Below are 12,272 nucleotides of genomic sequence, written 5' to 3'. Positions count from 1 at the left end.
TGAATTCATACGGACATCAGCGAAAATGAACTACCGCCACATCTACCACGCGGGCAATTTTGCCGATGTGCTGAAACATTCCGTGCTGGCCCGGCTGATCCGTTACATGCAGAAGAAGGAGGGCGCCTTCCGCGTGCTCGATACGCATGCCGGCATCGGCCTTTACGACCTCTCCTCGGAGGAGACGCAAAAGACCGGAGAATGGGTAGACGGCATCGGCAAATTGATGGAGGCGGAACTGGGGCCCCAGGTTTCCGAGCTACTGGAGCCCTACCTTTCGGCAATCCGCGAACTCAATCCTGAGGGCGGTATCCGCTTCTATCCCGGATCGCCGAAGCTTGCCCGCATGCTGTTTCGGCCGCAGGATCGGCTTTCGGCGATGGAGCTGCATCCCGAGGATTATGCCCGCCTGCACCGGCTGTTCGAAGGCGATCACCACGCCCGCATCACTGAACTCGATGGCTGGCTGGCGCTCGGCGCACATCTGCCGCCGAAGGAGAAGCGCGGCATCGTTCTGGTCGACCCACCTTTCGAGGAAGAGGGCGAATATCAGCGTCTCGCCGCCGGGCTGGAAAAGGCCTATCGCCGCTTTCCCGGCGGCACTTATTGTCTGTGGTATCCGCTCAAGAAGGGCGCGCCGATCAAGGAATTTCATGAAACGCTGCAGGCGCTCAATATTCCCAAAATGCTCTGCGCCGAACTCACCGTTCGCAGCGACCGCGGCATTACCGGACTGACCGGCTCCGGCCTCGTCATCGTCAACCCGCCCTTCACCCTGAAGGATGAGCTGCACCAATTGCTGCCCGCATTGAAGGATCTTTTGGCGCAGGACCGTTTCGCCTCGCACCGCGCCTTCTGGCTGCGCGGCGAGAACAAGACGGTCAAGGACGATTGACCGGGCAATCCGCATCCGGGATAGTCCGTGCCGCAGCCCCACAGTCTCATCAGGTGTCCCATGAAGCTCCTCTGCTCACCCGCCTCGCCTTATTCCAGCAAGGTGCGGATGGCCGCGCATTTTCTGGGCATCGAGTTGAACGCCGTCCGGGTCGACACCAATACCGCGCCGGCGATCCTGGTGGACAGCAATCCGCTCGGCAAGATCCCGACGCTGCTGACGGATGACGGCGTCTCGATCTTCGACAGCGTGGCGATCATGCATTATTTCGATCGGCTGACTAAGGGCGGCCTCTACCCTTCCAAAAACGGCAAACGCACGGATGCGGAAGTGCTCGAGGCGCTCTGCGACGGCATTTGCGACTGCCTGCTCACGATCGTCTACGAACGGCGCTTCCGCGACGAGGAAAAGGTCCATCAGCCCTGGATCGACCGGCAATGGAAGAAGGTGACGGCGGGACTTTCCCATCTCGGCGCCAAGCCGCCTAAGCTCGGCAAGAGGCTGAATGGCGGACATTTCGCACTCGCAGCTACACTCGACTACCTCGACCTGCGCTTCAAGGACCAGTGGGAAGCCGATCATGCGCCGCTGATCGACTGGCTGGGTCAGTTCGAAAAGAAATTCCCGGCTCATCGTGAGCTCAAAGCCAGCGCCTGATGCGGAAATCGCGACAAAGCGTCTGTTAACAACGAGCAAACAGCAAAAAGCCGGGCGATAAGCCCGGCTTCTGCATATTGGAATGTTCAATCGTCTTAGAACTTGACGCCGATACCGAGCTTGACGCTGTTCTCGTCGTAACCGCGCGAGAAGCTGCCGGAGTCGAGGTCGTAGTCCTTGCTCTGGTAGTCGGTGTAGCGATATTCCAAGCGCGTCGTGATGTTGTTGGTCACGAAGGCTTCGACACCGGCACCGACGGTATAGCCGTAGTTCGTCTTGCTTTCATCCGAGGTACCGTCGGAAACCTTGATATTGCCGATGGCAAGACCGGCCGTGCCGTAGAGCAGGAAGGGGTTCATGTCGTAGCCGACGCGGCCACGGACGGAGCCGTTCCAGCCATATTTGTTCTCGACGCCGCCCGACGAAACGTCGTCGCCGCTGTAGCCGAGATCGGATTCAACGCCGTAAACGATCTGGCCTGCCTGCCAGTTGTAACCGGTGAAGACCTGGCCGCCGAAACCGTAGGTGTGGCGATCGGAACCGAAGTCGCCCATGTTGTAGGTGCCGGCGCCGCCGAGGTAGAAGCCCTCCCAGTTGCCGGCCGGCTTGACCGGAGCGTCCTGAGCAATCGGTGCTTCCGGAACCTGATCGACAGCATCGGCCGCCTGAGCTACCGAAACGCCCGCAATCGCAAAAGCGGAGGCCATGAGGCCAGCAATGAGTACACGCATACTTTTCTCCTTTCAGTCCCGCGCCGCTTTCATCTGTCTCTCAGCGAAGCATTGGCGGGAAATTGCCAGATGTCCCTTCCGGATCGAGACTGAAATTGGAACTGAATTGCGGATTTGAAAGAGCCAAATTGTGATATCATTGTGGCTGCCACATGGCGGAAATTCGATGTTGCTTGCGAGCAACATACACTTCATTAACCTTACTCGGAAGTTAAACTTGAATTACTTATTTTAGGAAATCGCATTATTAAATAATACATATAATATCCTGATCGCGGAGGCAAGCGACACGGCCTATTTATATAATCTCCGCCCGCCCCTATATAGTCTGCCAACAGACTCGCGGGACCAGAAGGCACGATTTTGAACGACAAAAGACTTCGCGCGGCCCTTATAACAGGGGCTGCCAAGAGAATAGGCCGGGCAATCGCCGAAGACCTTGCTGCAAATGGCTTTTCGGTCGCAATTCACGCCAACGGTTCGATCGGCGAGGCCGAGGAACTGGCGGCGGAACTGCGGCGAAAAGGACAGAAGGCGATCGCGCTCAAGGCCGACCTTACCGATCTCGGCCAAACGGGCGAACTGGTCGCGAAGGCGTCGGAAGCGCTGGGGCCTGTCGATCTGCTCGTCAATAATGCGTCAGTCTTCCAGCATGATTCCGCGCGCAGTTTCAACGCCGCCACATGGGCGCTGCACTTCGACCTCCACGCGCGCGCGCCGTCGATCCTTGCGGCCGCCTTTGCTCAGCAGGTGCCCGCTGAGGCAGTGGGGCTGATCGTCAACATCATCGATCAGCGGGTCTGGGCGCTGAGGCCCAGCTTTTATTCCTATACGCTCTCCAAGTCGGCGCTATGGACGGCAACGCAAACGCTTGCCCAGGCATTGGCGCCGCGCATCCGCGTCAACGCGATCGGCCCCGGCCCCTCGATGCCGAGCGAGCGGCAAACGTTGGAGGACTTCCAAGCGCAGGTCTCAGCCCTTATCTTGCAGCGAGGGCCGGCACTGGAGGAATTCGGACAAACGATTCGCTTCCTCTTCGACACGCCCTCGATCACCGGCCAGATGATTGCCCTCGACGGCGGCCAGCACCTTGCGTGGCAGACGCCTGATGTGGCGGAGATTAAGGAATGAACGGACGAAAGCTGCCGGACGGCGGCGTTCTCTACGACGATACGGATGAGAGCGAAGACGATATCGAGGTGGAAGGCGACCTTTCCGCCGCCCCTCTTGCGGCAACGGTCGACTGGAACGCCGGCAGCCTGAACGAAACCGGGCTCGTTGGCGCGGAACTGATCGGCGAATTCGTCAAAAGGCTGCCGAACAGCCCCGGCGTCTACCGCATGTTCAATGCCGAGGGCGATGTGCTCTACGTCGGCAAGGCGCGCAGCCTGAAGAAGCGTGTCGGCAATTACGCCGTCGGCCGTGTGCATTCCAACCGCATCGCCCAGATGGTGCGCCAGACGGCGAATATGGAATTCGTGACGACGCGCACGGAAACGGAAGCGCTGCTGCTCGAAGCGAATCTGATCAAGCGCTTGCGGCCGCGCTTCAACGTGCTGCTGCGCGACGACAAGTCCTTTCCCTATATCCTCATCACAGGGAACCACCGAGCGCCTGCGATTTTCAAGCATCGCGGCGCCAGGGCGCGGAAGGGCGACTATTTCGGGCCTTTCGCTTCGGCCGGCGCAGTCGGACGCACGATCAATTCGCTGCAGCGCGCCTTCCTGATCCGCACCTGCACCGACAGCGTCTTCGAAACGCGCACGCGGCCCTGCCTGCTCTATCAGATCAAGCGCTGTTCCGGACCCTGCACGCATGAGGTCAGCGACGAGGGGTACGCCGAGCTCGTGCAGGAGGCGAAAGACTTCCTGTCCGGCAAGAGCCAGAAGGTGAAGTCGCACATGGCTGAGGCCATGAACCGGGCGGCCGAGGACCTGGATTTCGAGCGGGCGGCGATCTATCGCGACCGCCTGGCGGCACTTTCCCACGTTCAAAGCCACCAGGGTATCAACCCGGCCGGCGTCGAGGAGGCTGACGTTTTCGCCATCCACTACGAAGGCGGCGTTTCCTGCATCCAGGTGTTTTTCTTCCGCACTGGCCAGAACTGGGGCAATCGCGCCTATTTTCCGAAAGCCGATCCGCAGCTTTCAAGCGCCGAAGTGCTGAATGCCTTTCTCGCGCAGTTCTATGACGACAAACCGGTGCCGAAGCAGATCATGCTCTCGGAAACGGTCGAGGAACTGGAACTTCTCGCCGCGGCCCTCAGCGAAAAGGCCGGCCACAAGGTTTCCATCCTTGTGCCGCAGCGCGGCGAGAAGCGCGATCTCGTCGAGCATGTGGTCGGCAATGCGCGCGAAGCGCATGGGCGAAAGCTTGCCGAGACGGCGTCGCAGTCGCGGCTGCTCGAAGGCTTTAAGGAAACCTTTGGGCTCGCCTATGCGCCGCAGCGCATCGAGATCTACGACAACTCGCACATCATGGGCACCAATGCCGTCGGCGGCATGGTGGTGGCGGGGCCTGAAGGCTTCGTGAAGAACCAGTACCGCAAGTTCAACATCAAATCGACCGACATCACTCCCGGCGACGATTTCGGCATGATGCGCGAGGTGATGACGCGGCGCTTCTCGCGGCTGATCAAGGAAGAAGGCATCCCTGACCGGACGGTGCAAACACCTGCTGCCGACGCCGCCGACATGCCTTTCCCCGCGTGGCCCGACGTGATCCTTATCGACGGCGGCCAGGGGCAGATGACGGCAGTGCGTGGCATCCTGGCCGAGCTCGGCATCACCGACAGCGTGATGGCAATCGGCGTCGCCAAGGGTGTCGACCGCGACGCCGGACGCGAGCGCTTCTTTGCGCCGGGACGCGAGAGTTTCACACTGCCGCCGCGCGATCCGGTGCTCTACTTCATCCAACGCCTGCGCGACGAGGCGCACCGGTTCGCGATCGGCTCGCACCGGGTGCGGCGCAAGAAGGAAATGGTCAAGAACCCGCTCGACGAGATCGGCGGCATCGGCCCGTCGCGCAAGCGCGCGCTGCTGCAGCATTTCGGAACGGCGAAGGCGGTTTCCCGGGCGGCTCTGTCCGACCTGATGGCGGTGGAAGGTATTTCGGAAGCAGTGGCAAAGCAGGTCTACAACCATTTCCACGACGACGCCGCGAAATAACCGGCGTCCGTCGCAAATTCCACGCAAAGGCAGTGAAAAGACAGAAAGAATGTTGACGGTCCATGGCCAAAGCCGTCATCTACCGCATCGGCCCGAAAATCGGAATCGATTTCGTAAAGAGGCGCGGCGCTGTGGCGGCGCATCAATTCAGAGAAACGATCCATGGCATCGCGTGCGTACAGCCTTCCCAACCTTTTGACTTACGGCCGCATCCTCGCCGTGCCGCTGATCGTTCTCTGCTTCTTCGTCGAGGGCAGACTGTCGATCAGCAATACGGCGCGCTGGGTGGCGCTGTGGATCTTCATCATCGCCTCGATCACCGATTTTCTCGACGGTTATCTCGCGCGCATCTGGAACCAGACGTCGAATATCGGCCGTATGCTCGATCCGATCGCCGACAAGCTGCTGGTCGCCTCGATCCTTCTCCTGGTGGCGGCCGATCAGACCATCGCCGGCTGGTCGATCTGGGCGGCAATCATCATTCTCTGCCGTGAGATCCTGGTTTCCGGCCTGAGAGAATATCTGGCGGCGCTGAAGGTCAGCGTGCCCGTGACACGCATCGCCAAGTGGAAGACGACGCTGCAGCTCGTTGCCATCGCCTTCCTGCTCGCCGGCCCGGCCGGCGACGAGATTTTCCCCTATACGACTCAAACCGGCATCGCGCTCTTGTGGATCGCGGCGCTGCTGACCATCTATACCGGCTACGACTATTTCCGTGCCGGGCTGAAACATATCGTGGATGACGAGGAATGACGCGGCTTGTCTATTTCGCCTGGGTGCGCGAGCGCATCGGCAAGGGTGAGGAGGAGATCGACCTCCCCTCCTCCGTCGTCACCGTCGCCGATCTCCTGAATCATTTGAAGACGCTGGGCGAGGAATATGAAGCCGCACTTCAATATCCCGACGTCATCCGCGTGGCGCTCGACATGGAACATGTCGAGCATGACGAGCCGATCGGCGCCGCACGCGAGATCGGAATATTTCCGCCGATGACGGGAGGGTGATTGCGGGAGGCTGATAATGAGCAGCATTGCATCTGCTTCTCTCTCCCTTATTCCTGTGCTTGTCACAGGAATCCAGCCATCGCGCGTCCGCGCGGTGAATGACTTCTTCCGGCTGCTAGCAATGTCTCCCGCGCCCAAGGACTTGGGCGCACTGGATTCCTGTGACAAGCACAGGAATGAGGGAGCTTGCGGATTTGGCAGCGCATCAAAGCGAAGGATTTCGCTGTGAACACACCCACCATCCGGGTCCAGCACGAAGACTTTGACCTGCAAACCGAGGTCGATCTCCTCTCCAAGCACAAACCCGGTGTCGGCGCGGTCGTTACCTTCTCCGGCCTTTGCCGCGACGAAGGCGGCACCCTGGCGGCCCTCGAACTCGAACATTATCCCGGCATGGCCGAAGCCGAGATGACCCGCATCGGCGAACTCGCCATCAGCCGTTTCGGGCTGCTAGGGCTGACCGCCATCCATCGCTACGGCAAGATCGTTCCCGGCGAGAATATCGTGCTCGTCGTCGCAGCCGCCCCGCATCGGCAGGCGGCCTTCGACGGCGCCAATTTCGTCATGGATTTCCTGAAGACCGCAGCTCCATTCTGGAAGAAGGAGCACGGCAACGATGGCGCCGAAGGCGACTGGGTTGCGGCAAAAGACGCCGACGATGCGGCGCGCGACAAGTGGAAATGATCAGAGAACCACTCGCTCCCGGCGGCTCATGACCAAGAGCAGGACCAGCAGCGAGAAGATCACCAAGTCCCGCCAGACAAAGGCGCCATAGGCGCCCCACATGGTTTCGACGACTGCAAGCCCGGCAGCACCGCCTGCCGAACGCAGCGGATCGGAATAGCCGCCCACGGCTGCGATCAGCAGTACCTTGAGCCCGAACATCAGGCCCGCGCCGAAATCCATCGAGCCGTAATAGAAGGTGGCGAGAATGCCACAGAGCGTGGCGACGAGGGCTGCTGCCGCATAGGCAACAAGAAAGACAAGCCTGGCGCTGGTGCCGCAGAGTTCGGCGGCCAGCGGATCGTCGGTGACGGCGCGCCAGTGGCGGCCCCAGGCGGTGCGCCTGAGGATCAGCGTACCGATCGCGACGATGGCGCACATCAGCGCCGTGTCGATCACCTGGATATAGGTGAGCGTCACTTTAAACGAACCATCACTCCAGAAGACAACAACTTCGTTCAGGAAGGGCGGCAGCCAAATCGCGCGGGTATCGGCGGCAAGGCGGGCGGTTTCCATCAGCACGATCATGATGCCAAGCGCGGCAACGATGACCATATTCGGCGATTTGCTAGCGAGCGGCAGCATGATCGAGCGGCCGATCCAAATGCTCGCGGCCAGCGAATAGACAATCGCGGCGCAGGCTCCGATGGCAAGTGCGGCCGGCAGCACCAGCCAGAACCTGACATAGGCGATTTCGCTAAAAAGCAGCAGGATCTGGCCCGAGAAGGCAAAGATCGCTCCATAGGTGATGTCGGCCCGCCTGGTCACGCCGAAGGCGACGGCATAACCGAAGGCGAGCGCGGCATAGAGAGCGGCAAGCGGAACCGCATTCGCCAGCTGCTGCAGAAGATAGGCCATTTCGGAGACTCCGCGTTTGCAAATTATAACTGGTAAAGCCCGTTTCGCCAGTTATAATTTCATTATGAGCTTTTCCTGGACCTCTCACCGTTTCGCCGGCGGCGCGCTGGCCCTCGATGTCGCCAACAGCGTCGTACTGCGCCACGATGCGGCGCGACGGATCGACCGCTTCGCGGTGAGCGAACAGATGCGGAGCTTTCCGCGCGCCGCCGCGGAATTCTGCGCCGAACGGGCCCTGTTCGGCGAGGTCGCGCCGGTCGCGGCGCAAGACGAAGTCGACTTCATCGCGCTTCGAGAAGCGATCGACCGCTATTTCCGCAAGCGTATACTGGATGGCGGCGACGACCACTTGCTGGCCGGACTGCTGGAGGCGCTGGCGAAGACCTTGCGCCAGGCAAGCCCCGCAAGCTTGGCGGCGGCGACCGCCCATTCGGTGCTCCGGCTGATCGCCATGCCTGATCCGGAGCGCATGAAGATCTGCGGCAATTGCGGCTGGTTGTTCATCGATCGCAGCAAGAACAGGAGCCGTGCCTGGTGCGACATGGCGGTCTGCGGCAACCGCGCCAAGGCGAAGCGGCACTATCACCGCAAGAAGGAAGAGATGCCATGAGGAAACATCTAATCGCAGCGGCGGCTGCAACAGGTCTTCTGCTTGCCGCCTGCCAGCGCCAGGCCGAAAACCTGGTCGAGGTCACAGGCCACCTCTTCGTCTTCAACTACCGGGTGGCAAGCGCCACCTATCTGCTGACCCTGAAGAAGACAGGTCCTATCCCCGACGGTTCGGTGATCATCGCCGAATTCGAAAATCCCGCGGGCGGCGCCCCGCTGGTGCTGAACCAGAAGATCTATCCGATCGACGACAAGATCGCGCTGCAGAGCGAAAACCTGCACTGCGTGCGCAAGGACCGCGCCTATTCGGTGAATGTCCGGCTGGTCGATAAGGACGGCAATGTGCTGCAGCAATTGAAGACTGAGTTCCGCTCGGACCTCGACCAGACGGTGCTGCCGAGCAAGCCGCTCGTCATTGGCGCGCTTTATGAAAAGAACCCGGAGGTCTTCAAGCCTGACGGCAGTGTCGATTTTTCGAATACCGACAAATGCCCTTCGTGAAAAATTCCGGCACAAAAAAGCCGGAGCGAGGCCCCGGCTTTCGAGAGTCAATTCAAGGCATTGCAAGCAAATGCCGAAGCATGGCCTCAGCCGACGATTTCGGTGTCGGAGAACCAGTACTTGATTTCCTGGGCAGCCGTCTCCGGAGCGTCGGAGCCGTGAACGGAGTTTTCGCCGATCGATAGGGCATGGACCTTGCGGATCGTGCCTTCGGCAGCGTTTGCCGGGTTGGTCGCGCCCATGATTTCGCGGTTCTTGAGGATCGCGCCCTCGCCTTCCAGAACCTGCACGACGGTCGGGCCGGAGGTCATGCCTTCGACGAGTTCGCCGAAGAAGGGGCGATCCTTGTGTACGGCGTAGAAGCCCTCGGCTTCGCGGCGGCTCATCCAGACGCGCTTGGAGGCGACGACGCGCAGGCCGGCATCTTCGAGCATCTTGGTGATGGCGCCCGTCAGGTTGCGCTTGGTTGCGTCAGGCTTGATCATCGAGAAGGTGCGTTCAATCGCCATAGTCAAATCCTCTGTTTTCTCGGGAAAAGTGGGCGGTCTTTACCCGCCCCAACGCCCGAAAACAAGAGGCCGGCGGCAATTTCACGCCGCTGTCACAGTCCTGCCGCGGCTTTCATGGAGATCGAGGCAGCGTTCGAACCAGGCGATGACGGGATCGGCGGCGGCCAGCATCGCCAGCCCTGCGGATACGCGCAGCCATTGCAGCGCGCCGAAGACGATATAGTCGCCAAAAAGCGGCGTCTGGCCGCCGATGAACGGCTGGAACTTCAGCATATGGCGGAGCGGCTCCAGCTTGGTGGCAAAAGCGGCCCTCTCCGCTTCGCTGTCTGCGGCGAAGACTTCCAGCGGCTTGCCGAGCCTGAGCTCGCGACTTTGACGGAAATAGGCCTTGTCGCCTTCGTCCAGGATGGCGTGGATGTCGAGAAGGGCAATGCGCATGATCGCCGGATGGATGATCATCTGCGAATAGCCTTCCACCATGCGCGACAGCGCCTTGCCGCCCTCGCCGCCGAACAGCGACGGACGCTCGGGATAAGCCTCCTCCAGATAGAGGGCGATGGCGAAACTATCCGAGATCAGCCGGCCATTGTCGTCGAGCACCGGCAGGGTCGACGACACGCCGCCGCCGATGTCGCGGATGCGGGCGTAGGTCGTCGGGATCTCCTCGAAATCGAGTCCCTTGTGCGCGAGCGCCATCACCGCCTTCCAGCAATGGGGCGAAAAGAAGCGACGTTCGTCGGCGCCGCAGAGGGAATAGAGGGCTCTGGTCATGACAATCCTTTCGAGGTCCGATCTGCCTGCATTCGACGACACAAAGCGCGCACGATCAAATCAGGAAATTTCATGGCGCCATCACTCGGATTTCTCGGGAAACCGGCTAGACTACTCCAGCAACGGCAGGGGGACCATATGCTTAGACATTTCAGGATGTTCGCGGCCTATAATCGCTGGGCCAATAGCTTGGTCTATACGGCTGCGGCCGAACTCGGGGCGGCGGAATTTCGCAGCGACCGCGGCGCCTTCTTCGGCTCGCTGCATGGCACGCTCAATCACCTGCTCGTCGCCGACCGGATATGGATGAAGCGCTTTACCGGTAGCGGCGAAGCGCCGGCGGCCCTCGATGCCATACTATTCGAAGAGCTGGATGCGCTTGCCGCCGCACGCAAGACAGAGGACGAGCGCATCATTGCCTGGACGGGGACGCTCGATGAGGCGAGCCTTGCCGGCGACTTCACCTATGTCCCGGTGACGCAGCCGATCCGGGTCACTCAGCCGCTGTCGAGCGCGCTCGCGCACCTCTTCAATCACCAGACTCATCACCGCGGCCAGTGCCATATGACGCTGACGGCGCTTGGCAAACCAAGCCTCGGGCTGGACCTTATCTATTTTCTGCGCAGCGAGGGTCGCGAGTGGATGTGAGACAGCCTTTCTGATCAAGACCGCATTAACCGCCTTTGCCAGTTCCAAGGCAAACCCGGCGCTTCCCGCCTAAAAATTCAGCCTCTCTTAAAGCCTTGCAGGCATAGCGGAATGAAGGGAAAAAGCCGGACCGCGAGGGATCGTCATGCTGACTGCAAGCGCAAACGGACTGGTGTCGCGCGAGGCTGGGCGCGCCGGCCCCCTGACGGATATCGAGAAGATTGCCCAGCACATGGCGCGCCTCAACGTTACCTCGCTGCCGCGTAACTACGAACTCTTTCATGAGGCCATCATTGGGCACAATCCTGGTCTTGCGCAAGACATCGCCGCTCTCGGATCGCAGCCGGAACAGGCGATGCTCGACGAACTCGGGCTGAAATACCGCCTCGTCGGCCATTGCGGGTTGGTGGGCGAGACGTCGCGCAACGAGGCCAGCCGGACGCTACGCGAGGTGGCGGAGAGGCTTGCCGAAGGATTGAGGCACAGAGACGCCTTTGCCCGCGCCTGCGGCACGATCCTGAGATCTGTCGCCGGGCATGAGGACCAGAGCCTTGCCGCCTTCATCGGCGAGGTCGATTACCTCTCCGCCTCGCTCGCGACGGTGATGTCGGCGGAGATGGAAATCGGCGCCAGACTACTGGACGACATCAACAAGCTGGAAACGTTGGAGCGCGGCATTTCGGCAATGCAATCGGCCACCATCGCCGACAGGATCACCGGCCTCGCGAACCGCGTCGCGCTGAACCGGCAGATCACCGAGCTCTACGAACGTGAAGAGGGTGCCGCCGGCAGCGCGCTGATCATGGTCGATATCGACGATTTCACCGAGCTCAACGACCGATACGGCACTCAGGCAGGCAACAAGCTCTTGAAGAAGCTTGCAGCCCTTTTTCGAAAATCGGTCAAGAAGAACGACTTCGTCGCCCGCACCGAGGCCGACGAATTCGCCTTGCTGTTTGCCAATGTCGGCATGCAGGATGCGATTGCTATCGCCGAGCGCCTGCGCGCCTCCGTCGAGGAAAATCTCGTTTTCGCCACCTCCGACAAAGGTGACAGCGGCAGGCTGACCATCTCGGTCGGCCTGGCGCTCAGTGCCGATGCGACAACACCGGGACAGCTCCAGGCCAACGCCCGCGTGGCGCTGCTCGCCGCGCAATCGAACCGCCGCCTGCCGGTGCAGGCTTTCGGCCGCTGAGGCG

General features: G+C 60.8%; 15 protein-coding genes. 11 read left to right on the top strand and 4 right to left on the bottom strand.

Going from position 1 to position 12,272, the window contains the following annotated elements; all coding sequences use genetic code 11:
* Positions 1–25: 25 nt before the first annotated feature.
* Positions 26–895: a 23S rRNA (adenine(2030)-N(6))-methyltransferase RlmJ gene (locus FFR93_RS24260; protein WP_064711161.1), complete on the top strand. Its 870-nt coding sequence runs from the start codon at positions 26–28 to the stop codon at positions 893–895.
* Positions 896–955: 60 nt separating this feature from the next.
* Positions 956–1,552: a glutathione S-transferase gene (locus FFR93_RS24255; protein ID WP_064706830.1), complete on the top strand. Its 597-nt coding sequence runs from the start codon at positions 956–958 to the stop codon at positions 1,550–1,552.
* A 95-nt stretch (positions 1,553–1,647) separates the two neighbouring features.
* On the opposite strand, the gene FFR93_RS24250 is transcribed toward FFR93_RS24255, so the two are convergent.
* Positions 1,648–2,283, bottom strand: a complete 636-nt coding sequence (locus tag FFR93_RS24250) for an outer membrane protein (RefSeq protein WP_064706829.1) — start codon at positions 2,281–2,283, stop codon at positions 1,648–1,650.
* Between the two features lie 363 nt (positions 2,284–2,646).
* Here FFR93_RS24250 and FFR93_RS24245 point away from each other — a divergent pair, with 363 nt between their 5' ends.
* The 5 genes from FFR93_RS24245 (at position 2,647) to FFR93_RS24220 (ending at position 7,138) form a co-directional block, all read left to right on the top strand.
* Complete coding sequence (locus FFR93_RS24245; protein ID WP_138395059.1) at positions 2,647–3,414, top strand: SDR family oxidoreductase; 768 nt, start codon at positions 2,647–2,649, stop codon at positions 3,412–3,414.
* Positions 3,411–5,450 (top strand): excinuclease ABC subunit UvrC, encoded by a 2,040-nt coding sequence (gene uvrC / locus FFR93_RS24240; protein ID WP_138395058.1) that lies wholly within the window; start codon positions 3,411–3,413, stop codon positions 5,448–5,450. Before FFR93_RS24245 ends, uvrC begins: the two co-directional genes overlap by 4 nt.
* 162 nt (positions 5,451–5,612) lie before the next feature.
* Positions 5,613–6,203: a CDP-diacylglycerol--glycerol-3-phosphate 3-phosphatidyltransferase gene (gene pgsA / locus FFR93_RS24235; protein WP_011424811.1), complete on the top strand. Its 591-nt coding sequence runs from the start codon at positions 5,613–5,615 to the stop codon at positions 6,201–6,203.
* Positions 6,200–6,454, top strand: a complete 255-nt coding sequence (gene moaD, locus FFR93_RS24230; protein WP_064706826.1) for a molybdopterin converting factor subunit 1 — start codon at positions 6,200–6,202, stop codon at positions 6,452–6,454. The genes pgsA and moaD overlap by 4 nt, the downstream gene beginning before the upstream one ends.
* Positions 6,455–6,679: 225 nt before the next feature.
* Positions 6,680–7,138, top strand: a complete 459-nt coding sequence (locus tag FFR93_RS24220; RefSeq protein WP_064706824.1) for a molybdenum cofactor biosynthesis protein MoaE — start codon at positions 6,680–6,682, stop codon at positions 7,136–7,138.
* Here the strand turns inward: FFR93_RS24220 and FFR93_RS24215 are convergent, their stop codons facing one another.
* Positions 7,139–8,035: a branched-chain amino acid ABC transporter permease gene (locus FFR93_RS24215; protein WP_138395057.1), complete on the bottom strand. Its 897-nt coding sequence runs from the start codon at positions 8,033–8,035 to the stop codon at positions 7,139–7,141.
* A gap of 64 nt (positions 8,036–8,099) precedes the next feature.
* Here FFR93_RS24215 and FFR93_RS24210 point away from each other — a divergent pair, with 64 nt between their 5' ends.
* Both FFR93_RS24210 and FFR93_RS24205 read left to right on the top strand, forming a co-directional pair.
* Positions 8,100–8,645 carry a CGNR zinc finger domain-containing protein gene (locus FFR93_RS24210; RefSeq protein WP_138395168.1) on the top strand — a complete coding sequence of 182 codons (546 nt, stop codon included), beginning with the start codon at positions 8,100–8,102 and terminating at the stop codon, positions 8,643–8,645.
* Positions 8,642–9,145 (top strand): hypothetical protein, encoded by a 504-nt coding sequence (locus tag FFR93_RS24205; RefSeq protein WP_064706821.1) that lies wholly within the window; start codon positions 8,642–8,644, stop codon positions 9,143–9,145. Before FFR93_RS24210 ends, FFR93_RS24205 begins: the two co-directional genes overlap by 4 nt.
* An 86-nt stretch (positions 9,146–9,231) precedes the next feature.
* Here FFR93_RS24205 and ndk read toward each other — a convergent pair whose 3' ends face one another.
* The gene (ndk, locus tag FFR93_RS24200; RefSeq protein ID WP_011424805.1) at positions 9,232–9,654 is read right to left on the bottom strand and encodes a nucleoside-diphosphate kinase; all 423 of its coding nucleotides are present in this window, start codon (positions 9,652–9,654) and stop codon (positions 9,232–9,234) included.
* A gap of 81 nt (positions 9,655–9,735) precedes the next feature.
* Entirely contained in the window at positions 9,736–10,425 is a 690-nt protein-coding gene (locus tag FFR93_RS24195) for a glutathione S-transferase family protein (RefSeq protein WP_138395056.1), read from the bottom strand.
* 138 nt (positions 10,426–10,563) lie between these two features.
* On the opposite strand from FFR93_RS24195, the gene FFR93_RS24190 reads away from it, so the two are divergent.
* Together FFR93_RS24190 and FFR93_RS24185 are read left to right on the top strand one after the other, a co-directional pair.
* Positions 10,564–11,073: a DinB family protein gene (locus tag FFR93_RS24190; protein ID WP_064706819.1), complete on the top strand. Its 510-nt coding sequence runs from the start codon at positions 10,564–10,566 to the stop codon at positions 11,071–11,073.
* Positions 11,074–11,218: 145 nt separating this feature from the next.
* The gene (locus tag FFR93_RS24185) at positions 11,219–12,268 is read left to right on the top strand and encodes a GGDEF domain-containing protein (protein WP_138395055.1); all 1,050 of its coding nucleotides are present in this window, start codon (positions 11,219–11,221) and stop codon (positions 12,266–12,268) included.
* Positions 12,269–12,272: the final 4 nt, after the last annotated feature.

Origin of the sequence: Rhizobium sp. MHM7A, assembly GCF_005862215.1 — a bacterium.
GTDB classification, from domain to species: Bacteria; Pseudomonadota; Alphaproteobacteria; order Rhizobiales; family Rhizobiaceae; genus Rhizobium; species Rhizobium bangladeshense.
This window is presented reverse-complemented; position numbering and strand designations above follow the sequence as displayed.

What these genes read in the sequence shown, in the direction of transcription:
- uvrC (WP_138395058.1), top strand. Translation starts at nt 3,411, where the DNA reads ATGAACGGACGAAAGCTGCCGGACGGCGGCGTTCTCTACGACGATACG.
- moaD (WP_064706826.1), top strand. Translation starts at nt 6,200, where the DNA reads ATGACGCGGCTTGTCTATTTCGCCTGGGTGCGCGAGCGCATCGGCAAG.
- pgsA (WP_011424811.1), top strand. Translation starts at nt 5,613, where the DNA reads ATGGCATCGCGTGCGTACAGCCTTCCCAACCTTTTGACTTACGGCCGC.
- FFR93_RS24210 (WP_138395168.1), top strand. Translation starts at nt 8,100, where the DNA reads ATGAGCTTTTCCTGGACCTCTCACCGTTTCGCCGGCGGCGCGCTGGCC.
- FFR93_RS24260 (WP_064711161.1), top strand. Translation starts at nt 26, where the DNA reads ATGAACTACCGCCACATCTACCACGCGGGCAATTTTGCCGATGTGCTG.
- FFR93_RS24255 (WP_064706830.1), top strand. Translation starts at nt 956, where the DNA reads ATGAAGCTCCTCTGCTCACCCGCCTCGCCTTATTCCAGCAAGGTGCGG.
- FFR93_RS24215 (WP_138395057.1), bottom strand. Translation starts at nt 8,035, where the DNA reads ATGGCCTATCTTCTGCAGCAGCTGGCGAATGCGGTTCCGCTTGCCGCT.
- FFR93_RS24185 (WP_138395055.1), top strand. Translation starts at nt 11,219, where the DNA reads ATGCTGACTGCAAGCGCAAACGGACTGGTGTCGCGCGAGGCTGGGCGC.
- FFR93_RS24195 (WP_138395056.1), bottom strand. Translation starts at nt 10,425, where the DNA reads ATGACCAGAGCCCTCTATTCCCTCTGCGGCGCCGACGAACGTCGCTTC.
- FFR93_RS24190 (WP_064706819.1), top strand. Translation starts at nt 10,564, where the DNA reads ATGCTTAGACATTTCAGGATGTTCGCGGCCTATAATCGCTGGGCCAAT.
- FFR93_RS24205 (WP_064706821.1), top strand. Translation starts at nt 8,642, where the DNA reads ATGAGGAAACATCTAATCGCAGCGGCGGCTGCAACAGGTCTTCTGCTT.
- ndk (WP_011424805.1), bottom strand. Translation starts at nt 9,654, where the DNA reads ATGGCGATTGAACGCACCTTCTCGATGATCAAGCCTGACGCAACCAAG.
- FFR93_RS24250 (WP_064706829.1), bottom strand. Translation starts at nt 2,283, where the DNA reads ATGCGTGTACTCATTGCTGGCCTCATGGCCTCCGCTTTTGCGATTGCG.